This window comes from Tabrizicola sp. TH137, assembly GCF_002855575.1.
Classification (GTDB): domain Bacteria; phylum Pseudomonadota; class Alphaproteobacteria; order Rhodobacterales; family Rhodobacteraceae; genus Paragemmobacter.
On record NZ_PKRQ01000003.1, the window covers coordinates 177,068 to 197,177 of the forward strand.

The 20,110-nt window shown below is 65.0% G+C and carries 21 protein-coding genes; 12 read left to right on the plus strand and 9 right to left on the minus strand.

Annotated elements, in window-relative coordinates; genetic code table 11:
- The first annotated feature begins 44 nt into the window (after positions 1 to 44).
- The 11 genes from bchL (at position 45) to C0V75_RS10785 (ending at position 9,163) form a co-directional block, all read left to right on the plus strand.
- A complete protein-coding gene (gene bchL / locus C0V75_RS10735; protein ID WP_101920941.1) occupies positions 45 to 947 on the plus strand; it encodes a ferredoxin:protochlorophyllide reductase (ATP-dependent) iron-sulfur ATP-binding protein in 903 nt (300 codons plus the stop codon).
- Positions 948 to 949: 2 nt separating this feature from the next.
- Positions 950 to 1,618 carry a magnesium protoporphyrin IX methyltransferase gene (bchM, locus tag C0V75_RS10740; protein WP_101920942.1) on the plus strand — a complete coding sequence of 223 codons (669 nt, stop codon included), beginning with the start codon at positions 950 to 952 and terminating at the stop codon, positions 1,616 to 1,618.
- The gene (locus C0V75_RS10745; protein ID WP_101920943.1) at positions 1,615 to 3,060 is read left to right on the plus strand and encodes a PucC family protein; all 1,446 of its coding nucleotides are present in this window, start codon (positions 1,615 to 1,617) and stop codon (positions 3,058 to 3,060) included. The genes bchM and C0V75_RS10745 overlap by 4 nt, the downstream gene beginning before the upstream one ends.
- Before the next feature lie 18 nt (positions 3,061 to 3,078).
- Entirely contained in the window at positions 3,079 to 3,849 is a 771-nt protein-coding gene (puhA, locus tag C0V75_RS10750; RefSeq protein WP_101920944.1) for a photosynthetic reaction center subunit H, read from the plus strand.
- Between the two features lie 66 nt (positions 3,850 to 3,915).
- Entirely contained in the window at positions 3,916 to 4,557 is a 642-nt protein-coding gene (puhB, locus tag C0V75_RS10755) for a photosynthetic complex putative assembly protein PuhB (RefSeq protein WP_101920945.1), read from the plus strand.
- A gap of 11 nt (positions 4,558 to 4,568) precedes the next feature.
- Positions 4,569 to 5,024, plus strand: a complete 456-nt coding sequence (gene puhC / locus C0V75_RS10760) for a photosynthetic complex assembly protein PuhC (RefSeq protein ID WP_101920946.1) — start codon at positions 4,569 to 4,571, stop codon at positions 5,022 to 5,024.
- Positions 5,025 to 5,037: 13 nt separating this feature from the next.
- Positions 5,038 to 5,334 carry a hypothetical protein gene (locus C0V75_RS10765; protein ID WP_101920947.1) on the plus strand — a complete coding sequence of 99 codons (297 nt, stop codon included), beginning with the start codon at positions 5,038 to 5,040 and terminating at the stop codon, positions 5,332 to 5,334.
- Positions 5,335 to 5,387: 53 nt separating this feature from the next.
- Positions 5,388 to 6,440 carry a magnesium-protoporphyrin IX monomethyl ester (oxidative) cyclase gene (gene acsF, locus C0V75_RS10770; RefSeq protein WP_101921282.1) on the plus strand — a complete coding sequence of 351 codons (1,053 nt, stop codon included), beginning with the start codon at positions 5,388 to 5,390 and terminating at the stop codon, positions 6,438 to 6,440.
- A gap of 100 nt (positions 6,441 to 6,540) precedes the next feature.
- Complete coding sequence (puhE, locus tag C0V75_RS10775; RefSeq protein ID WP_101920948.1) at positions 6,541 to 7,377, plus strand: putative photosynthetic complex assembly protein PuhE; 837 nt, start codon at positions 6,541 to 6,543, stop codon at positions 7,375 to 7,377.
- 5 nt (positions 7,378 to 7,382) lie between these two features.
- Positions 7,383 to 8,594, plus strand: a complete 1,212-nt coding sequence (gene hemA, locus C0V75_RS10780; RefSeq protein ID WP_101920949.1) for a 5-aminolevulinate synthase — start codon at positions 7,383 to 7,385, stop codon at positions 8,592 to 8,594.
- A gap of 89 nt (positions 8,595 to 8,683) precedes the next feature.
- On the plus strand, positions 8,684 to 9,163 hold the full coding sequence (locus tag C0V75_RS10785) for a cytochrome c family protein (protein ID WP_101920950.1): 480 nt from the start codon (positions 8,684 to 8,686) through the stop codon (positions 9,161 to 9,163).
- Positions 9,164 to 9,582: 419 nt separating this feature from the next.
- On the opposite strand, the gene urtE is transcribed toward C0V75_RS10785, so the two are convergent.
- From urtE to C0V75_RS10825, 8 genes are all read right to left on the minus strand, one after another.
- The gene (urtE, locus tag C0V75_RS10790) at positions 9,583 to 10,278 is read right to left on the minus strand and encodes an urea ABC transporter ATP-binding subunit UrtE (RefSeq protein WP_173861065.1); all 696 of its coding nucleotides are present in this window, start codon (positions 10,276 to 10,278) and stop codon (positions 9,583 to 9,585) included.
- Positions 10,278 to 11,021: an urea ABC transporter ATP-binding protein UrtD gene (urtD, locus tag C0V75_RS10795; protein WP_101920952.1), complete on the minus strand. Its 744-nt coding sequence runs from the start codon at positions 11,019 to 11,021 to the stop codon at positions 10,278 to 10,280. The genes urtE and urtD overlap by 1 nt, the downstream gene beginning before the upstream one ends.
- A complete protein-coding gene (urtC, locus tag C0V75_RS10800; RefSeq protein WP_101921283.1) occupies positions 11,018 to 12,250 on the minus strand; it encodes an urea ABC transporter permease subunit UrtC in 1,233 nt (410 codons plus the stop codon). The genes urtD and urtC overlap by 4 nt, the downstream gene beginning before the upstream one ends.
- A 114-nt stretch (positions 12,251 to 12,364) precedes the next feature.
- Positions 12,365 to 14,314 carry an urea ABC transporter permease subunit UrtB gene (gene urtB, locus C0V75_RS10805; protein WP_101921284.1) on the minus strand — a complete coding sequence of 650 codons (1,950 nt, stop codon included), beginning with the start codon at positions 14,312 to 14,314 and terminating at the stop codon, positions 12,365 to 12,367.
- 62 nt (positions 14,315 to 14,376) lie between these two features.
- A complete protein-coding gene (gene urtA / locus C0V75_RS10810) occupies positions 14,377 to 15,657 on the minus strand; it encodes an urea ABC transporter substrate-binding protein (RefSeq protein ID WP_101920953.1) in 1,281 nt (426 codons plus the stop codon).
- Between the two features lie 402 nt (positions 15,658 to 16,059).
- A complete protein-coding gene (gene ureG, locus C0V75_RS10815; protein WP_101920954.1) occupies positions 16,060 to 16,680 on the minus strand; it encodes an urease accessory protein UreG in 621 nt (206 codons plus the stop codon).
- On the minus strand, positions 16,677 to 17,312 hold the full coding sequence (locus C0V75_RS10820) for an urease accessory protein UreF (RefSeq protein WP_101920955.1): 636 nt from the start codon (positions 17,310 to 17,312) through the stop codon (positions 16,677 to 16,679). Before C0V75_RS10820 ends, ureG begins: the two co-directional genes overlap by 4 nt.
- Positions 17,309 to 17,875, minus strand: a complete 567-nt coding sequence (locus C0V75_RS10825) for an urease accessory protein UreE (protein WP_101920956.1) — start codon at positions 17,873 to 17,875, stop codon at positions 17,309 to 17,311. The genes C0V75_RS10820 and C0V75_RS10825 overlap by 4 nt, the downstream gene beginning before the upstream one ends.
- 115 nt (positions 17,876 to 17,990) lie before the next feature.
- On the opposite strand from C0V75_RS10825, the gene C0V75_RS10830 reads away from it, so the two are divergent.
- Positions 17,991 to 18,323 carry a hypothetical protein gene (locus C0V75_RS10830; protein ID WP_216821438.1) on the plus strand — a complete coding sequence of 111 codons (333 nt, stop codon included), beginning with the start codon at positions 17,991 to 17,993 and terminating at the stop codon, positions 18,321 to 18,323.
- 21 nt (positions 18,324 to 18,344) lie between these two features.
- On the opposite strand, the gene ureC is transcribed toward C0V75_RS10830, so the two are convergent.
- On the minus strand, positions 18,345 to 20,087 hold the full coding sequence (gene ureC, locus C0V75_RS10835; protein WP_101920957.1) for an urease subunit alpha: 1,743 nt from the start codon (positions 20,085 to 20,087) through the stop codon (positions 18,345 to 18,347).
- Between the last annotated feature and the right edge of the window lie 23 nt (positions 20,088 to 20,110).

The window sequence follows — 20,110 nt, forward strand, 5'->3', positions numbered from 1 at the left end:
GATATTTTTGAACAGATGAAGACCAATTCGAAGGGAAGCGACGCATGAGCCCGAGAGACGAGATTCCCCTGCTGAAAGGCATGGATGGCGAAGGCTCGGTGCAGGTGCATCAGGACGCCTCGATGAAGATCGAAGGGGCCAAGGTCTTTTCCGTCTATGGCAAGGGCGGGATCGGCAAATCGACCACCTCCTCGAACCTGTCGGCGGCCTTTTCGGTGATGGGCAAGCGCGTGTTGCAGATCGGCTGCGACCCGAAGCATGACTCGACCTTCACCCTCACGGGCCGCCTGCAACCCACGGTCATCGACATCCTGAAAGAGGTCGATTTCCACGCCGAGGAACTGCGCCCCGAGGATTACGTCGCCACCGGCTGGAACGGCGTGAAATGCGTCGAGGCGGGTGGACCGCCCGCCGGCACCGGCTGCGGCGGCTATGTCGTGGGCCAGACGGTGAAACTGCTGAAACAGCACCACCTTCTGGAAGATACCGATGTGGTGATCTTCGACGTGCTCGGCGATGTGGTCTGCGGCGGCTTTGCAGCACCTCTGCAACATGCCGACCGCGCGGTGATCGTCACCGCCAACGACTTTGACAGCATCTACGCGATGAACCGCATCATCGCCGCCGTGCAGGCGAAATCCGGCAACTACAAGGTGCAACTCGCCGGCTGCGTCGCCAACCGCTCGCGCGAGACGGATGAGGTGGACCGTTACTGCGCCCGCGTAGGCTTCAACCGCCTCGCCCATATGCCCGATATCGACGCCATCCGCCGCTCGCGCCTCAAGAAGAAGACGCTGTTCGAGATGGATGACGAACAGGACATCGTCACCGCCCGCGCCGAATACCTGCGGCTGGCCGAAACGCTCTGGCGCTCCGTCGCCGGGGCCGGATCGACCCCCGACCCGCTGCCCGACCGCGAAATCTTCGAACTTCTGGGATTTGACTGAGAATGCAGGACTATTCCGCCACGCTCTCCCGCGTCGAAGACTATTTCGACCGCAGCGCCACCAAGGTGTGGGAGCGCCTGACCTCTGACGCCCCCGTCAGCCGCATCCGCCAGACCGTCCGCGAAGGCCGCGACCGGATGCGCGCGATCATGCTGTCGCGCCTGCCCGCCGATCTGAAGGGCGCCCGCGTGCTGGATGCCGGCTGCGGCACGGGGCTGATGACGGCGGAACTGGCGGCGCGCGGCGCCGACGTCGTGGCGGTGGACATCTCGCCCCAGCTCATCGCCATCGCCGAACAACGCCTGACCGAAGACCTCCGCCCCCGCGTCACCTTCGCGGCAGGCGACATGACCAGCCCGGCCCATGGCCATTTCGACTTCGTCATGGCGATGGACAGCCTGATCTACTACCGCACCCCCGATATCGCGGCGGCCCTGCGCAAGCTGGCCGACCGGACGCAGGGCCACATCACCTTCACTGTCGCCCCGCGCACGCCTTTCCTGATGACCTTCTTCACCATCGGCAAGGCCTTCCCCCGCGCCGACCGCTCGCCCACCATGATCCCGCAGGACTGGCGCGCCATCGCCCGCCACACCGGCGGCACTGTGGCGAAAGTCGAACGCGTCAGCCGCGGCTTCTACATTTCCGAATGTCTGGAGTATCGCGCATGATCCTCCGCAAGAAAGACCTGCAACGCTTCACCGCCAACTGGCTGCCCTTCGCGGATGTGGCCTCCGAAGGCCTGCCGCTCGCGCAACTCCTGCGGCTGTCGCTCTTCCAGGTCTCGGTCGGCATGGCACAGGTGCTGCTGCTGGGCACGCTCAACCGCGTGATGATCGTGGAACTCAGCGTTCCGGCCATGATCGTCGCCGCGATGATCGCCATTCCCGTCCTCGTCGCGCCCTTCCGCGCGCTTCTGGGCCACCGCTCCGATACCCACCGCTCTGCCCTTGGGTGGAAGCGCGTCCCCTATCTCTGGTTCGGCTCGCTCTGGCAGATGGGCGGCCTCGCCATCATGCCCTTCGCCCTGCTCGTCCTCTCCGGCGACCGGACATTCGAAGTGCCTTACGCAGGTGAAATCCTCGCCGCCATCGCCTTCCTGATGACCGGCCTCGGCATGCACATGACACAGACGGCAGGCCTCGCCCTCGCCTCCGACCGCGCCTCCGACGACACCCGCCCCCGCGTCGTGGCGCTGCTCTATGTGGCCAATCTCCTCGGCATGGGCATCTCGGCCCTCGCCATCGGCTGGCTCTTGCAGAACTTCGAACCGCTCCTCCTCGTCAAGGTCGTGCAGGGCTGCGGCCTTGCCACGCTGATCCTCAACCTCATCGCCCTGTGGAAACAGGAACGCTTCCGCCCGATGACCAAGGCGGAGCGCGAAGAACCCCGCCCGCGCTTCACCGATGCCTGGGCCGATCTGATGGCAGGCGGCACCGCCGGGCGGCTTCTGGTCGTCGTCGTCCTCGGCACGCTGGGCTTCAACATGCAGGACGTGCTGCTGGAACCCTATGGCGGCGAAATCCTGGGGCTCAGCGTCTCGCAGACCACCTTCCTCACCGCCATGTCGGCCCTTGGCGCGCTGACCGGCTTCCTCCTCGCCGCCCGCTGGCTGGCGCGCGGAACCGATCCCTACCGCCTCGCCGCGCGCGGCATCCTCGCGGGCATCGCCGCCTTCTCCGCCGTCATCTTCGCGGCACCCCTCCATTCCACCGCGCTCTTCTTCGCCGGTGCAGGCCTCATCGGCTTTGGCGGCGGCCTCTTCGCCATCGCCACCCTCACCGTGGCGATGAAACTTCCCGTCGGCACCCTCGCCGGGGCTGGCATCGCCCTTGGCGCATGGGGCGCGGCACAGGCCACGGCACAGGGCCTGTCCATCTTCATGGGCGGCACGATCCGCGATGTGGTGGGCCACCTTGCCACCTCGGGCCGCCTCGGCGTCGGGCTCTCGGACCCGTCGCTGGGCTATTCCTTCGTCTATCACCTCGAAATCGCGCTGCTTTTCGCAACGCTTGCCGCCCTCGGCCCGATGGTCCGCCTGCGGCCCCTGCACGACCCGAACGACGTCCCTTCCGGTGATGCGCGCCTGCGCCTTGCCGAATTCCCAACCTGACCCCGGAGGACCACGAACATGGTAGGTGTCAACTTCTTTGGAAACTTCGATCTGGCAAGCCTGTCGATCTGGCTCTTCTGGGCCTTCTTCGCGCTGCTGATCTACTATCTGCAAACCGAAAACATGCGCGAAGGCTATCCGCTGGAGATGGAGGACGGCTCGCCCGCCCCGAACCAGGGCCCCTTCCCGGTGCCAAAGCCCAAGACCTTCAAACTGCCGCATGGCAAGGGCGAAGTGACGGTTCCTTCCGCCGCGAACGAAGCCGCCCACCGCCGCACCGATCTGGCGCTGGCCCGTACCGCCGTCTCCGAAGGCTTCCCCCACGCCCCCACCGGCAACCCGCTGGCCGATGGCGTCGGTCCCGCCTCCTGGGTCCCGCGCCGCGACGAGCCGGAACTTGACGGCCACGGCCATGCCAAGATCGTCCCGATGGGACAGGCCAAGGGCTTCGTCATCAGCGCCGGGCGCGACCCGCGCGGCCTGCCCGTTCAGGCGGCGGATCTCGAAGTCGTGGGCCGCATCTCCGACATGTGGGTGGATGCCCCCGAACAGCTCGTCCGCTATCTGGAGATCGAGTTGAACGAGGGCGGCAAGCGTCTGGTTCCCATGACGCTCGCCCGCATCTGGCCGGATCGCGTCCGCATCCGTGCCCTGGCCTCGGACAGCTTCGCAGGCATCCCGCAGACCAAGTCCCTGACCACCGTCACCAAACTCGAGGAAGACAAGATCTCGGGCTACGTGGCCGGCGGCTGGATGTACGACGCCGACAAGCGCAAGCACGGCTTCTGATGACAAAGGGGGGCGGCCTGCGCCCGGGCCGCCCCGTCTTACCCCAGCTTACGGAGGGTCTGCACCATGTCAGACCATGATGATTTCGCCTTCGACGTGGCCCCCGGCATTCCCGCGCCACTCCCCAAAGGGGAAGAGGTCCTCTGGCAGGGCCGCCCCGACACCTCCGCCCTCGCGCGTGAGGCGTTCAAGATCCGCTGGATCGCCGCCTATATGGCGCTGATCGTGCTGTGGAAGGCGGGCGCAGGCTTTGCCGATGGCGGCCTGGCCCTCGCCCTGCTGCGCGGACTGCCCTATGTCGTCCTCGCGCTGGCCGCCGTCGCGGTGGTCTGGCTGCTCGCCTGGGCGCAGGCCCGCGCGACGGTCTATACCGTCACCTCGGCCCGCGTCCTGATGAAGATCGGCGCCGCCCTGTCGGTCACCTACAATATCCCCTTCGCGCAGGTGGCCACCGCGCGCCTTGACCTGAAACCCAAGGGCACCGGCACCATCGCGCTGGAAACGCTGGGCGAAACCCGCCTCGCCTTCCTCGCGCTCTGGCCGCATCTGCGCCCGGGTCGCCTGAAGAAGACCGAACCCGCCCTCCGCTGCATCCCCGATGCCGAACGGGTGGCCCGCCTTCTGGCCGAAGCCGCCGAAGCCCGCCTTGCCATGCCCGTCATCAGCCGCATCGACGCGGCGATGGGCGATGCCGTGGCCGCAGAGTGAAAGGGACGATCATGCAAACCCGTCAACCCGCCCTGCGGAACCAGAAGGCCGAGATGATCCCCACCGCCCTGCTGCGCGCCATGTTCGCGCTGGCGGTGACCACGCTCGCCATCACCACCGCCGCCGTCGTCTCGGACCGCCCCACCGTGGGCCAGCCCAAGGCCTCCGAAGTCGTGGAAAGCCGCGCGATCATCCTTCAGGGCCTCGATGCCCAGGCCGTCAAGGTGCTCAACCCCGACGGCACGCTACTTGCGGACCTGCCGCATGGCGGCTTCATCACCGTGATCCAGAACGCCATGGCGCGCGAGCGCGTGACCCACCGGATCGAAGGCAACCCGCCCATCAACATCGTCCGCTACGCCAATGGCCGCCTCGTCGCCGAAGACCCCGCAACGGGCTGGAGCGCCGAACTCTATGCCTTTGGTGCCGATAACAAAGCCGCGTTCGAACGGCTGCTCGATCAATAAAGGGAACCAAGAAATGGGACTTCTGACACGCGAGAAAGAACAGGTGCCCTGCACCGTCGAAGTGAGTCATCGCTTCGAAAGCCTGCACGCCCATGTGCGTTTCAACAACGGCGCCGTGGTCCATCCCGGTGACGAGGTTCTCGTTCACGGCACGCCCGTCATGGCGGCCTATGGCGAGGTCGTCATCGAGGACCGCACCGCCACGATCACCCGCGCAAGCTGGCTCGAACGCCAATGGACCCGCCTCACCGGCGACCTGGAGTTCATGGAGCTTTGCGAATTCTCCTTCTCCGAAGAGGTGACGCTGTGAACGCCCATACCCAACACCAGCACGACACCACCCATGGCGAGCTGCACGCCGAAATGTCCGACGCCTTCGACACCACCGCGATGGCGACCGAGACGACGCTCCTCAACCCGCGCTTCTACACCACCGATTTCGACGAGATGGACCGCATCGACGTCACCCCCGTCCGCGCGGAATGGGACAAGCTCCTGCAACAGATGAAGTCCGACCCGAACAAGGGCCACTTCAAGAAGAACGCCGATTGGGACACGGTCGATTGGCAAGGCATGGACCCCGCCCTGCGGGTGGAGTTCATCGACTTCCTCGTTTCCTCCTGCACCGCCGAATTCTCCGGCTGCGTGCTCTACAAGGAAATGAAACGCCGCGGCACCAACCCCGACATCTGCGAACTCTTCAGCTACATGTCCCGCGACGAGGCCCGCCATGCCGGCTTCATCAACGACGCCCTGCGCGAGGCGGGGGTGGCCGTCAACCTGGGCTTCCTGACCAAGGCGAAGAAATACACCTACTTCCGCCCCAAATTCATCTACTACGCCACCTACCTGTCGGAAAAGATCGGCTACGCCCGCTACATCACCATCTACCGGCATCTCGAGGCGCATCCCGAACACCGCTTCCACCCGATCTTCAAATGGTTCCGCGAATGGTGCAACGATGAGTTCAGCCACGGCGAGGCCTTCGCGCTCCTCATGCGCACCGACCCTGCGCTGACCCAAAGCTTCGCCAACAAGCTCTGGATCCGCTTCTTCCTGACCGCCGTCTACTCCACCATGTGGGTGCGCGATCATGCCCGCGTCGATTTCCACAACGCCCTCGGCGTCGATATCGACTGGTATGACCAGGAGGTCTATCGCAAGACCTCCATCATCGCGCGGCAGGTCTTCCCGGTGGAACTGGACATCGACCACCCGCGCTGGATCCCCGGCCTGCGCCGCATGGATCAGGCCATGCGCGACATGGACAGCGCCAAGCGCAAGGGGGGCATCGCAGGCTGGATCGGGCACAAGACCGCCTCCGCCCGCGCCATGCTCGCCTTCGCGGGCCTCTACCTGATCCCGGTCAAACACATGACGCCCCCGGCCAATGTCCGGCTGGAGCCGTCCTTTTGACCCCCAGACATGCATATCGCTGCGAAAGCGGCGGTTGCGGCGGCGGGATGGGCGCGTCCCACCGCCCGGCGCGGTCCCCCTCAGAAGGGGGGGGCCGCGCATGAATACCCCATGGATCGCCGCCGTCGCGGCCCTGTTCCTCTGGTGGTTCTCCACCGGCATCATCCTGTGGCGCGTCAAGCGCGCCGATCAGGAAGGCCGCGACGCCCATCTCTGGAGCGTGATCCTCGGCCTGCCCCTCCTCCTCGGCGGCTTCGTCGCCCTGCGCCACACCCTCCAGGACGGCACCGCCACCGGCGCCTTCACCGCCTTCGTCGCGGCGCTGGCGATCTGGGGCTGGCTGGAACTGGCCTTCCTCTCCGGCATCGTCGCAGGTCCGAACACCACGCCCTGCCCGCCCTACGCCCCCCTCTGGGAACGCTTCCTCCGCGCCGTGGGCACGATCCTCTGGCACGAACTGGCCCTCATGGGCACCCTCGGCGTCATCGCCCAGATCAGCGAGGGCGCCACCAACCGCTTCGCGCTCTGGACCTTCGCCATCCTCTTCTTCGCGCGCATCTCGGCCAAGCTGAACCTCTTCTTCGGCGTCCCGCGCATCCACACGGAATTCCTGCCGCGCCCCCTCGCGCATCTCTCCAGCCATTTCCGCCGCGCGCCGATGAACGCTTTCTTCCCGGCCTCGATCACCGCCCTTTCCTTCGCCAGCGCCTGTTTCCTCGAACGGCTCTGGACGGCCCAGACCGACGGTCAGGTGATCGGCTACACCCTCCTTTCCGCCCTGACGCTGCTCGCCCTCCTTGAACACTGGTTCATGGTGGTGCCGCTCCCCGATGAGAAACTCTGGCGCTGGATGCTTCCTGCCCAGCGCCCCGACGTGACCACAGCCAAGACACCGGGCCTCACAAGACCCGACCAGCCACTGACAGTGAGGAAGTGATCCCCATGGACTTCGACGCAATCTTCCAGGACCAGCTCGACAGGCTCAAGGCCGAAGGCAATTACCGCGTCTTCGCCGATCTTGAACGTCGCTGCGGGTCCTTCCCTCGTGCCGCCAATCACAAGGACGGCAAGGTGCGCGATGTCACCGTCTGGTGCTCGAACGACTATCTGGGCATGGGCCAGAACGAAACCGTGGTGAAGGCCATGGTCGATGCCGTGCAGACCTGCGGCACCGGCGCGGGCGGCACCCGCAACATCTCGGGCACCAATCACCACCACCTGCTTCTCGAACAGGAACTCGCCGATCTGCACGGGAAAGAGGCGGCGCTTCTCTTCACCTCCGGCTATGTCTCCAACTGGGCTGCCCTCTCCACCCTCGGCGCGCGCATCCCCAATGCGGTGATCCTCTCGGACGAGAAGAACCACGCCTCCATGATCGAAGGCATCCGCCATTCCCGCGCCGACAAGGTGCTGTGGCGGCATAATGACTGGCGCGACCTCGACCGCAAGCTGCACGCCGTGGGCGACCGGCCCAAGATCGTGGCCTTCGAAAGCGTCTATTCCATGGACGGCGACATCGCCCCGATCCGCGAAATCGTCGAGGTCTGCGAAGCCCATGGCGCCCTCTCCTATATCGACGAAGTCCACGCCGTCGGCATGTATGGCCCCCATGGCGGCGGCGTGACCGAAGAGCTTGGCCTCGCCCATCGCATCGACCTGATCGAAGGCACGCTGGGCAAAGCCTATGGCTGCGTCGGCGGCTATATCACCGGCTCCGCCGCGCTCTGCGATTTCGTGCGCAGCTTCGCCTCCGGCTTCATCTTCACCACCGCCCTGCCCCCGGCCGTGGCCGCCGCCGCCGCCGCCTCGATCCGCCACCTGAAACAGTCCGACGAGGAACGCCGCGCCCAGAAGGCCAATGTGGCCAAGCTGCGCGCCCGGCTGGATCGGGCGGGCATCCCGCATATGGCCAATGACAGCCACATCATCCCCGTGATGATCGGCGATCCGGTGAAATGCCGCATGGTCTCCAACATCCTGATGGATGACTGGGGCATCTATGTGCAGCCGATCAACTATCCGACGGTGCCAAAAGGCACGGAACGGCTGCGCATCACGCCCGGCCCCTTGCACTCGGATGCGGATATTGATCATCTCGTCACCGCGCTCGCCTCGCTCTGGCAGCGCTGCGCCGTGGCACATGCCGTGGCCTAGGCGGAAAACTTCACAACCCCATCACGAAGACTTGCCAGACAGCAGCGGCGAACCACATTAGACTGCGCCAAGAAACCGGGAGGATCCCCATGAAGACCAGACTGACTGCCCTTGCCGTTCTTTCCACCATCATCGCCGCCCCCGCATTCGCGGCCGGCGATGCCGAAGCGGGCGCCAAGGTGTTCAACAAGTGCCAGACCTGCCACGTCGTCGCCAACGAAGCCGGCGAAGTGCTGGCTGGCCGCAACGCGAAGACCGGGCCGAACCTCTACGGCGTCGTGGGTCGTGCCGCCGGCACCTACCCGGAATTCAAATATGGTGAATCGATCGTCGCTCTTGGCGCCGGCGGCTATACCTGGACCGAGGCCGATCTGGCCGTCTATCTCGCCGACCCGGCGAAGTTCCTGAAGGAAAAGCTGGGCGACGACAAGGCGAAGTCGAAGATGTCGTTCAAGCTGACCAACGAAACCGAAGCCGCGAACGTGGCCGCCTTCCTCGCCTCCTTCTCGGCCGCTCCGGCCGCTGCCGAAGGCGAGGCTGCGCCGGCCGAAGGCGAAGCGACCAACTGATCCGTCCCGACGGATGGATGAAGGCCCGTCTGCCCCTCGGCAGACGGGCCTTTTTCTTTGCCACGCGCTGCCCGCCCCCGACCGGCGGCCCCTTGCCAGAGGGTCACCCTGACCTGCGCTGCGTGGCCACAGTTTGCTGTACAGTTCGCGGCACAGGATACGGCACAGCCGTCGCGCCGTCCCAAGGTCCCCTCGCCCCCCTCGGGCGTTGCCGAAACCCCGTTCCGGCGTGCGCTGCGTGGCCACAGATTGCTGCACAGTTTGCGGCACAGGATACGGCACAGCCGGTGCGCCGTCCCAAGGTCCCCTCGCCCCCTCGGGCGTTGCCGAAACCCCGTTCCGGCGCGCGCTGCGTGGCCACAGTTTGCTGCACAGTTTGCGGCACAGGATACGGCACAGCCGTTGCGCCGCCCTTTTCCCTAGACCGAAACCGTTGCCCGCAGCGTGTCCTGCGACAGTTCCGCCTTCGTCCCCTCCAGCGCAACCGCCCCGCGCTTGAGCACATAGAACCGGTCCGCCAGCCCATAGGCGAAGTCAAAATACTGTTCCACCAATATGATAGCCATGTCCCCCTTGCCCCGCAGGTAGGAAATGACACGCCCGATCTGCTGGATGATATTGGGCTGGATGCCCTCCGTCGGCTCGTCCAGCAGCAGCACGCGCGGCTTCATGATCATCGCCCGCGCAATCGCCAATTGCTGCTGCTGCCCCCCGGAAAGATCACCCCCCCGGCGATGGCCCATGTCCCTAAGTACCGGGAAAAGCTCATATATTTCTTCGGGAATTCGATGTTCGGACTTCGGCAGCAGGGCAAAGGCGGTTTGCATGTTCTCCGTGACCGTCAGCAACGGAAAGATCATCCGCCCCTGCGGCACCACCGCCAACCCCCGCTTCGCCATCCCCTGGGGCGGCACCTTCGGCACCTCCTCCCCACCAAGGAAGACCTTCCCCCCCGACCGCGGATGCGTCCCCGCCAAGGCCTTGAGAAGAGAGGTTTTCCCCACCCCGTTCGTGCCCATGACGCAGGTCACTTCACCCGCCTTGGCCTCCATGTCGATGCCGTAAAGGATCTGCGACCCGCCATAATGCAGCGTCAGCCCTTCGGTCCTGATCATCACCCGCGCCCCAGATAGACTTCGATAACCTGTTGATTTTTCGTGACATGATCCAGCGACCCTTCCGCCAGAACCGCCCCCTCATGCAGCACGGTCACCTTGCAGTTCAGCCGCCGCACGAATTCCATGTCATGCTCGACCACCACCACCGCCCGCGTCTTGGCCATCTCGACCAGCAGCGCCGTCGTATGCTCCCGCTCCGCCAGCGTCATGCCCGCCGCCGGTTCATCCACCAGCAAGAGCCGCGGCTCCTGCGCCAAAAGCATACCGATTTCAAGCCATTGCTTCTGCCCATGGCTCAACTCTCCGGCCTTGCGCGGCAGATGTTCGGCCAGCCCCACCTCCTCGGCCAGCGCCTCGACCTTCGCGCGATCCTCGGGCCCTTCCTTCCAGAACAGCACCCGCCACGGCGCCCGTTGCGCCTTCAGCGCCATGGTCAGGTTCTCGGCAACCGACTGGTCCTCGAACACCGTCGGACGCTGGAACTTGCGCCCCACACCCACCCGCGCGATCTGCGCCTCCGACAGGGACAGCAGGGAAACCGAACGTTCTCCGAAGGTTACCGATCCTGTATCCGGCCGCGTCTTGCCCGTGACGATGTCCATGAAGGTCGTCTTGCCCGCGCCGTTCGGCCCGATGATCGCCCGCAATTCCTGCGCCCCGATGGAAAAGGACAGGTTGTTGATGGCGCGGAACCCGTCGAACGTGACGGACACGCCCGAAACCTCCAGCAGCGCGGTCATTTCAGCGCCTCCTTCTCCTGCAACGAGCTGTCATCCGGACCCAGCGCCGCTCCCTTGCGGTCCGGGGCGCGCCGCCCCTGCCACAGGTCGAACAATCCGCCGATCCCCTTCGGCGCGAACAGCGTCACCGCCACGAAGGACAGCCCCAGCAGCACCAGCCACCAGTCCACCCAGTTGATCGTGTAGAACCCGAGCGGAATGGACGGCGCCCGCCCCCCGGTGAACCACGAGGACAGCAGCGACACGAAGGCCGCCCCGATCACCGCCCCGTAAAGCCGCCCGCGCCCCCCGATGGCCACCCAGACCGCCAGATAGATCGACGCAATGGGGGCCAGTTCCGCCGGGTTGATGATCCCCGCCTGCGGATAGTAGAGGGCCCCCGCGATTGCCGCGATCACCGCCGTCAGGGTGAAGACGAAAAGCTTATATCCTTCAACGGAATAGCCGAGAAAGCGGACCCGCTGCTCGTCATCCCGGATGGCCCGGATGACCGACCCGAACTTGCCCGACACCACCCAGGCCAGCAGCACGTAGCCTGCGCCAAGCGCAAAGGCCGAGGCCCAGAAGAACCAGATCGACAGATCATCCTGCGACACATCCGAAAGACCGGGCAGGTTCTGCAACCCCGAAAGCCCGTTGTTCCCCCGCAAACCGCTGTCGTTCTGAAAAAGGTAAAGCGCCAGGGCCAGCGTCATCGCCTGGGTGAGGATCGAAAGATAGACCCCCGTCACCCGCGACCTGAAGGCCAGCCAGCCGAAGACCAGAGCAAGCACGCCCGGCACGGCGACGACAAGGAACATCTGCCCCCAGAAGGAATGCGCCAGCGCCCAGATCGGCGGAAACTCTGACGCGCCCACCACCCCGAAAATCTGCACGGCAATGCCCTGCCGCACCTCTTCAGGCGTGGCAGGCAGCCCCCCCTGCGCGAGCGCGGCGACCACGATCTCCTCGGTCCGCGCATATATCAGCCACATGCCCAGCATGTAGCCGCCCAAGGCGAAAAAGGCCATGTGGCCAAGGGACAGGATGCCCGCATAGCCCCAGATCAGGTCCATCGCCAGGGCGACCAGGCACAGGCACAGCGTCTTGCCCAGTGTCTTGACGAAGGAGGTGGAGATGAAGGCCACCCCATAGGCCTCGGACAGCACCGTCACGCCCAGCGTGAACAGCGCGAGGATCAGGATGAACCACAGGACGGAGGGGTTCTTCGCAAGGAAGGACCGTTCCACAAAGGTCTGGCGCGTCATGTCAGCCTCGCGCATAGGTCATCTGCGGGACCGGGGGTTTCACACCCCCGGACCCCCGTGGGATATTCTCGGACAGAAAGTGTCAGCGCCATCGGCTCAATCCCCCGCCGCGCGGCCCTTGAGGGCGATGATCCCCCGCGGCCGGAACTGGATGAAGAGGATGATGAACAGGATCATGTAGGTTTGCGCCGCCAGCGTGTTCGACGGGTTCAGCCATTCGATGCCCTTCTGCAACGCGCCGATCAACGCGGCACCGGCGAGGGTGCCCCAGATGTTTCCCACACCTCCGACGACCACGGTCATGAAGCTCTGCACGATGTAATCGGAGCCGAGTTCCGAGGTGACCTTGGCGAAGAGTCCGATGGCCGCGCCCGCGATCCCCGCGATCCCGGAGCCGAGACCGAAGGTCAGCATGTTGATCCGGTCAGGGTTGATGCCCATGGAGGCAGCCATGGACGGGTTCTGCGTCACGGCCCGCACCTCCAGACCAAGACGCGTGCGCTTCATCAGCCAGAGGAAGAAAAGCAGGAACACCATGGCCAGAACGAAGATCGCGATGCGGATATAGCTGATCGACACCACATCATTGAAGACCAGCGCCCCGTCGAGCCAGCCCGGCGCCGTCAGGGGACGGGCCTGTGTGCCAAAGATGTTCTTGGCGATCTGCTGCAAGGCGATGGAGATACCGAAGGTCGCAAGCAGGGTCTCAAGCGGGCGCTTGTAGAGGTGGCGGATCACCAGCCGCTCCATCGCCACGCCTGCGGCAAAGGTCACGGCAAAGGCCAGAGGCAGGGCGATCAGGATGGAAAGGGTGTAGTTCGTGATGAAGAGCTGGACCACATAGCCCGTATAGGCGCCCATCATGATGAATTCGCCATGCGCCATGTTGATGACCCGCATGACGCCGAAGGTGATGGCAAGGCCGATCGCCGCAAGGAAGTAGATCGAGGCCAGCGAGACGGCATCCAGCGCAAGGTCCGCCGCCTGCATCGCGCCGACCTTCATGGTGATCCCGTCCAGCGCCGATTTCGCGGCCGAGGTCACGGCCGGATCGGGTTCCTCATAAACCTCGACGAAGCGATGCGCCGCGATTGCCGCCGCAACCTCGGCATCGGTCGCAGCCGGCGGCACGGTTCCTGCCACTTCAAGCGCGGTATAGGCACGGTCCCGCGCCTCTTGCGTTCCAAGTTCCGCGACCGGCACACCGCCGACGGCACCATCCACGATGTTGGCCAGAAGGGCCGCCCGCGCCTCTTCAACGGTCAGCCGTGCCGGCGCCATGCCCGCGGCGACAAGGAGGTCATAGGCCTCTACCTCGGACAGATCCTTCCCGGGGACAAGGTCCCGCGCCAGATTGCTGCCTTCCGGAAGATCACCGGTGAAGGCAATGCGGGATGTGGCCAGCAGGGGATTGAGGGCTCCGCGCAGATCGAGGCCGAGATCCGCGCCGAAACCTTGGATCGCAGCTACACGGGCCGCGCTGTCGGTGTCGAAGCGCAGGGTCAGCAGGCGTTCCAGCCGCTCCTTCTGGGCCTTCAGGACGGGGTCCGTCTCTGTCGCCAGCGAAGCGCGCAGGGGCTGCAGATGGGCCTCTTCGGGGTCGCGCGCGATGGATGTCAGCGCCTCGGCCCGTGTTTCCGGATCAGGGTCCGAGAGGGTGAACTGCACCAGCGCCGTGGCGATCAGCCCGCGCACACCGGCATTGGGACGAAGTTCGACAATGTCGGATTTGGGTGCCGTTCCGGCATCCGCGCCTGTCAGATCGCGCAGAAGCCAGGTATCGCCGCTTGCCTCGATCAGAAAGAAGGTGCCGTCGGCCTTTCGCAGGCCAAGCCCCTTGTCGGCCCAGGCGGCCAGAACGGTGGCGGCGACCGGATCACCGCTGGCGGCAAGTGCCTCGATCACGGGCGCGATCTTCGCACGCGTCGGCTTTTCCACCAGGGATCGATTCTCGTTCAGGATATCGGTCGCAGTGCCTTGCGCCTGCGCCAGTCCCGGCAGGGCCAGCAGCAGCGCCGTGGCGAGGGAAAGAAGAAAATGTCGCATCACACCCTGCGGCAGAAAAAGGGGGGGCCGGATCATCCGGCCCCCCGCATGTCACGACCCGATCAGTAGTTGGACTTGATCTGGACGCAGGTCTTCGTCTCGGTGTTGTACATCCCGCAGTCGAGGGTCTGCCAGTCGGCCTCCAGCACCGCCGATTCCGGCAGGAAGTCGGTCCAGGCATCGCCCGGGACGGGTTCGGTCTGGCTGATGATGTCGAACTGGCCATCTGCCCGGATTTCACCGATCAGAACCGGCTTGGTCAGGTGATGGTTCGGCAGCATCTTCGCGACGCCCCCGGTCAGATTCGGCACTTCAAGGCCATACATCGCTTCGCGCACGGCATCGACATCGGTGGTCCCGGCCTTTTCGACAGCCTGCACCCACATGTTGAAGCCGATCACATGCGCCTCCATCGGGTCGTTGGTCACGCGATCCGGGCCGGCGAAGGCCTTCCACTTTTCGATGAAGGCAGCGTTTTCCGGCGTGTCGGCGGATTGGAAATAGTTCCAGGCGGCAAGGTGGCCAACGAGGTTCGAGGTATCCAGACCGGACAGTTCCTCTTCACCGACAGAGAAGGCAACGACCGGGATTTCGTCGGCAGAGACGCCCGCCGCGGCCAGTTCCTTGTAGAAGCCGATATTGGCATCACCGTTGATGGTCGAAATCACGCCGACCTTCTTGCCATCCGCGCCAAGCGCCACGACATCGGCGACGATCTTCGACCAGTCGGAATGGCCGAAGGGGGTGTAGTTCACGAAGATGTCTTCCTTCGGAATACCCTTCGAGATCAGGTAGGATTCCAGGATGTTGTTCGTGGTCCGCGGATAGACGTAGTCCGTCCCGAGAAGGGCGAACTTCTCGACCCCGAGTTCTTCCAGGAAGTAGTCCGTTGCCGGAATGGCCTGCTGGTTCGGCGCGGCGCCGGTGTAGAACACGTTCTTGGAGGATTCTTCACCTTCGTACTGCACCGGATAGAACAGCAGACCGTTCAATTCTTCGATCACCGGCAGCACCGACTTCCGCGAAACGGAGGTCCAGCAGCCGAACATCACATCCACATTGGACACGGTCAGCAATTCGCGCGCCTTTTCCGCGAAGAGCGGCCAGTCGGAGGCCGGGTCCACCACGACCGCCTCAAGCTGCTTGCCCAGCAGCCCGCCCTTGGCGTTCTGCTCTTCGATGAGCATCAGCATCGTGTCTTTCAGCGTCGTTTCCGAAATCGCCATCGTGCCCGACAGCGAATGCAGGACGCCGACCTTGATCGTCTCCTCCTGCGCCAGCGCGGTGGTGGCGAGGGCCATGCCCATCGCGCCGCCCAGCATCATCCCCTTGATCCCGTTCATGGATTATCCTCTCTCGAGGCCAGCCGAAGGCACCCTTCCCTTTCCGGGGGCGGGTGACTATCTTCGAGTGGCAACTCAGGTTGCACCCCGTGCGGCGGGGGCGGACTTCCACATCATGTCCCCTGCCGCACATCTTTTCTTTCACGGTGACCGCAGCGGCCCCGCAGGTGAAGAAGACCGCCTTCGCCGCGATGCGGCAACCGCTGCCGCCGGAAGAGGCAAGGCAGAAAGTCAAAGCCCGGCTTTTCGCACAAACCTTCCGCAATTCTGTCCGCCACGCCGCCTTTTTGTGCGCCCGTAAAGCCGTTCCCCGGCGACTCGGGCCGGATGTGGGCGACAAAGCGTCGGAAATGCGAAAGGCCGGGACGGAACGCCCCGGCCTTTCTTCTGCCTGCCCGTTCTTCAGGCAGCCAGCACAAGCCCGCCTTCACGGCACAGGAAATCGACCACCTCGGGCACGCCCAGACCTTGGCGCAGCCGGGCCATGACATAGGGACGTGCGCCCCGCGCGCGCTTCGTATCCTCTTCCAGCAGGACGGGATCGACGCCGACATAGGGCGCAAGATCGGTCTTGTTCACGACAAGAAGATCAGACCGCGTGACACCCGGACCACGCTTGCGCGGAATATCCTGCCCCGCCGCCGTGTCGATGACGTAGATCGTCAGGTCCGCCAGTTCCGGGCTGTAGGTCGCGGCCAGATTGTCGCCGCCGCTTTCGATCAGGATCAGATCGAGGTCTGGGAAGGCCCCGCGCAGATCGGCCACGGCGGCAAGATTTATGCTCGCATCCTCGCGGATCGCGGTATGCGGGCAGCCCCCCGTTTCAACGCCGCGGATGCGCTCCACCGGCAAGACCTGGGCGCGCATCAGGTATTCGGCATCTTCGCGCGTGTAGATGTCATTGGTGATGACGGCCATCGAACAGCGATGCGCCAATGCCCGACAGAGTTGTTCCGTCAGGGTGGTCTTGCCCACGCCGACCGGCCCCCCAATTCCCACCCGCAGCGGTCCGTTCGCCTTCATGTCTTGAAAATCCTCACATCCATCGCTTCGTGCTGCATCGCCGCAATATCGGCACCCAGGGCGGCGCTTTCGATCGCTTCCGGCCCGAGGTGTGCGGCCTCTTCGGCCAACCGCCCGATCAGCGGATGCAACCGCGCCAGTGCCGATTGCCCGTCGTTCTGGCCAAGGGGCACGAACCTCACCGCCACCGAAACAAGGTTCGATGCAAAGGCGTGCAGGTAAAGGGCGATAACCTGGGCTTTCTCAAGCCTGAGCTTTGACGCTGCCGCACCTACCGCGATGGGCAAGGGGCGCTCCGGCACCACCTCGCCGGTCAGGGCGGCCACCGTCCGCGCGAAGGCCGCGCCCTGCTCGGCCACTTCACGCAGCCGCTCGGCCGAGGGTTGAAGCGCGATGCAGAGCGAGGCCAGCCCGTCCAGATCCGCCCCCGGCTCCAGCGCGGCGGAGAGCAGGATCGCATCCTGCTTGCCCGCACCAAAGCGCAGAACATCCGAGAGCCACCCTTCCAGATCGGCCCCCGAGCAGATGCCCCCGTCTGCGATCACCTGCTCCATGCCGTGGGAATAGGCAAAGGCCCCCGTCGGAAAGGCCGGCGACAGCCATTGCACGAGTGTCATGAGGCCTGCCGTCACTCTTCCGCAACCTCCGGCTCGTCCTCGACCCGGCGGAAGGCGTGGGTCTGGACGTGCAGCGGCCCATGCGCATGGCCCAGCGCGAAGACATGCGGCACATGCCCATGGCCATGATCATGCCCCATCGTGCGCCCATGGCCATAGGCCCCGCCTTCGGGGCGGAACGGTGCCATGGCATGGGTGACCTGCGCACCGAGTTGCAGAAGCATGGCCTTCAGCACATGGTCATCCCGGATCACCAGCCTGTCTGGGCCGATCTCGCAGGGCGTATGGCGGTTGCCGATGTGCCAGGCAAGGCGCGGAAGATCACCCCGGATTTCCAGCACCGGCTCCGCCGCCGCCTCGATGGCGATCAGGCGTCCATCCATGAGTTCGAAGCAATCTCCGTGCTCGGCGCTTGTGGTTTCGGACAGGTTCACCAGTACGCCGCGCCCGGCTTCGGTCACCAGCCGCTTGCGCCGCAGGAAACGCTCTTCATACCCAAGAACCACCCGATCCATTGCCACCCGACCAGAGAGCGCCGCTGCCCTGACCAGGCCCATCGCATCCGGATAATCCGCCATTCTGCCCGTCCTTCCAAACCGACCCGAACCCACCTTAGCACCGACGCCATGCGAGTCGTTACGCCTCGTTAACCCGTTCCTGCGAGAGTTCTCCTGTTCAGGACAGGAGTTACCCATGCACCCCATCGCCCTTGCCGACGAACTTGCCGAAATCCGCGCCGAAATCGCCCGCCTCAAGGCCCGCGAAATGCAGGTGCGGGACCTGATCCTCGCGTCCCCGCCCGGGGGGCAGGCTGGCCGATGGCACAAGGCGGAGGTGACGGAACACCGGGTCCGCATGTTCGATGCCAGCCTTCTGCCACCGGCCATCCGCGAAAACCCGGCCTTCTGGCGCGAAAGGGTGCAGACCACGGTGCGCACCGTGCCGGTGCAGACCCGGACGCCCCGGCCCGGATGGCCGATCCGCCGCGCCGTGCAGGCTGGGGAAGCAGGACAGTCCATGCATTGAGGCGCGCTCCCTCGAACCGGCCTAGAACAGGAAATACCGCTGCGCCAGCGGCAGTTCCCGGGCCGGTTCGCAGGTCAGGAGCACCCCATCCGCCCGTACTTCGTAGGTTTCGGGATGCACCTCGATCTGCGGTGTGGCGTCATTCAAGCGCATGTCGCGTTTGCCGATGCCACGGCAGCCTTCCACCGCCAGCACATCCTTGGCGAGGCCGAGCGACCCTTTCACATCCGCCTCCAGCCCCGCCTTGGAGACGAAGGTCACCGCGTTCCGCTCCACGCTGCGGCCATAGGCGCCGAACATGGCGCGGGTATGCACCGGCTGCGGTGTGGGGATCGACGCGTTGGGATCACCCATCTGCGCCACCACGATGCAGCCGCCGATCAGCACCATTTCCGGCTTGGCCCCAAAGAAGGCCGGGGACCAGAGAACGAGGTCGGCCCGCTTGCCTTCTTCGATGCTGCCGATATGGGGCGACAAGCCATGCGCGATGGCCGGGTTGATGGTGTATTTCGCGATATAGCGGCGGACCCGGAGATTGTCGTTCGCGCCCTGCTCGCCCTCCAGTCGCCCGCGCTGCACCTTCATCTTGTGGGCCGTCTGCCAGGTGCGGGTGATGACCTCGCCCACCCGGCCCATGGCCTGGCTGTCCGAGGAGATTACCGAAAAGGCCCCGATGTCATGCAGGATGTCCTCGGCCGCGATCGTCTCACGCCGAATGCGGCTTTCGGCGAAGGCCACATCCTCGGGCACCTTGCGGTCGAGGTGGTGGCAGACCATGAGCATGTCGAGATGCTCTTCGATGGTGTTCACCGTATAGGGCATGGTGGGGTTCGTCGAGGAGGGCAGCACGTTCTGCGACGACACCACCTTGATGATGTCGGGCGCATGGCCGCCCCCGGCCCCTTCGGTGTGGAAGGCGTGGATCGTGCGGCCCCGGATGGCCGCCAGCGTGTTCTCGACAAAGCCGCTTTCGTTCAGCGTGTCTGTGTGGATCATCACCTGAACGTCCATCGCATCGGCCACTGTCAGGCAGCAGTCGATCGCGGCGGGGGTGGTTCCCCAATCCTCGTGCAGTTTCAGGCAGGATGCCCCGGCACGGATCTGTTCTTCAAGCGCGGCGGGAAGCGAGGCATTGCCCTTGCCAGCGAAGGCGAGGTTCATGGGGAAGGCATCCGCCGCCATCAGCATCCGCCCGATATGCCAGGGCCCCGGCGTGCAGGTGGTGGCGAGCGTGCCATGCGCGGGCCCCGTGCCGCCGCCGAGCATGGTGGTCAGTCCCGAATGCAGCGCATCGTCGATCTGTTGGGGGCAGATGAAATGGATATGGGCATCCATACCGCCCGCCGTCAGAATGCGCCCCTCGCCGGCGATAATCTCAGTTCCCGGCCCGACGATCACATCGACCCCGGGCTGGGTGTCGGGATTGCCCGCCTTGCCGATCTTCGCGATCCGCCCATCGCGCAGGCCGACATCCGCCTTGTAGATGCCCGTCCAATCCACGATCAGCGCATTGGTGATGACCGTATCCATCGCCCCCGCCGCGCGGGTGATCTGGCTTTGGCCCATGCCGTCGCGGATCACCTTGCCGCCGCCGAACTTCACCTCCTCGCCATAGCGCGGCGCATTCGCCCCGCCCGACGAGCGGTCGGCGATCAGGTCGCGTTCCACCTCGATGATCAGGTCGGTATCGCCGAGACGAACCCGATCCCCCACGGTGGGACCGTACATGTCGGCATAGGCAGCGCGGGGTATGGCGAAAGGCATCGGGCGACTCCTCGGTCAGGTAT

Excerpts from the sequence above, each read along its gene's own strand:
- urtB (WP_101921284.1), bottom strand. The coding sequence starts at position 14,314 with ATGCGACATTTTCTTCTTTCCCTCGCCACGGCGCTGCTGCTGGCCCTG.
- C0V75_RS10765 (WP_101920947.1), top strand. The coding sequence starts at position 5,038 with ATGGGACTTCTGACACGCGAGAAAGAACAGGTGCCCTGCACCGTCGAA.
- urtE (WP_173861065.1), bottom strand. The coding sequence starts at position 10,278 with ATGATCAGGACCGAAGGGCTGACGCTGCATTATGGCGGGTCGCAGATC.
- urtA (WP_101920953.1), bottom strand. The coding sequence starts at position 15,657 with ATGAACGGGATCAAGGGGATGATGCTGGGCGGCGCGATGGGCATGGCC.
- urtD (WP_101920952.1), bottom strand. The coding sequence starts at position 11,021 with ATGACCGCGCTGCTGGAGGTTTCGGGCGTGTCCGTCACGTTCGACGGG.
- ureG (WP_101920954.1), bottom strand. The coding sequence starts at position 16,680 with ATGAAGGCGAACGGACCGCTGCGGGTGGGAATTGGGGGGCCGGTCGGC.
- hemA (WP_101920949.1), top strand. The coding sequence starts at position 7,383 with ATGGACTTCGACGCAATCTTCCAGGACCAGCTCGACAGGCTCAAGGCC.
- ureC (WP_101920957.1), bottom strand. The coding sequence starts at position 20,087 with ATGCCTTTCGCCATACCCCGCGCTGCCTATGCCGACATGTACGGTCCC.
- C0V75_RS10830 (WP_216821438.1), top strand. The coding sequence starts at position 17,991 with ATGCACCCCATCGCCCTTGCCGACGAACTTGCCGAAATCCGCGCCGAA.
- acsF (WP_101921282.1), top strand. The coding sequence starts at position 5,388 with ATGTCCGACGCCTTCGACACCACCGCGATGGCGACCGAGACGACGCTC.
- puhE (WP_101920948.1), top strand. The coding sequence starts at position 6,541 with ATGAATACCCCATGGATCGCCGCCGTCGCGGCCCTGTTCCTCTGGTGG.
- puhB (WP_101920945.1), top strand. The coding sequence starts at position 3,916 with ATGTCAGACCATGATGATTTCGCCTTCGACGTGGCCCCCGGCATTCCC.
- puhC (WP_101920946.1), top strand. The coding sequence starts at position 4,569 with ATGCAAACCCGTCAACCCGCCCTGCGGAACCAGAAGGCCGAGATGATC.
- bchL (WP_101920941.1), top strand. The coding sequence starts at position 45 with ATGAGCCCGAGAGACGAGATTCCCCTGCTGAAAGGCATGGATGGCGAA.
- bchM (WP_101920942.1), top strand. The coding sequence starts at position 950 with ATGCAGGACTATTCCGCCACGCTCTCCCGCGTCGAAGACTATTTCGAC.
- puhA (WP_101920944.1), top strand. The coding sequence starts at position 3,079 with ATGGTAGGTGTCAACTTCTTTGGAAACTTCGATCTGGCAAGCCTGTCG.
- C0V75_RS10745 (WP_101920943.1), top strand. The coding sequence starts at position 1,615 with ATGATCCTCCGCAAGAAAGACCTGCAACGCTTCACCGCCAACTGGCTG.
- C0V75_RS10785 (WP_101920950.1), top strand. The coding sequence starts at position 8,684 with ATGAAGACCAGACTGACTGCCCTTGCCGTTCTTTCCACCATCATCGCC.
- C0V75_RS10825 (WP_101920956.1), bottom strand. The coding sequence starts at position 17,875 with ATGGCGGATTATCCGGATGCGATGGGCCTGGTCAGGGCAGCGGCGCTC.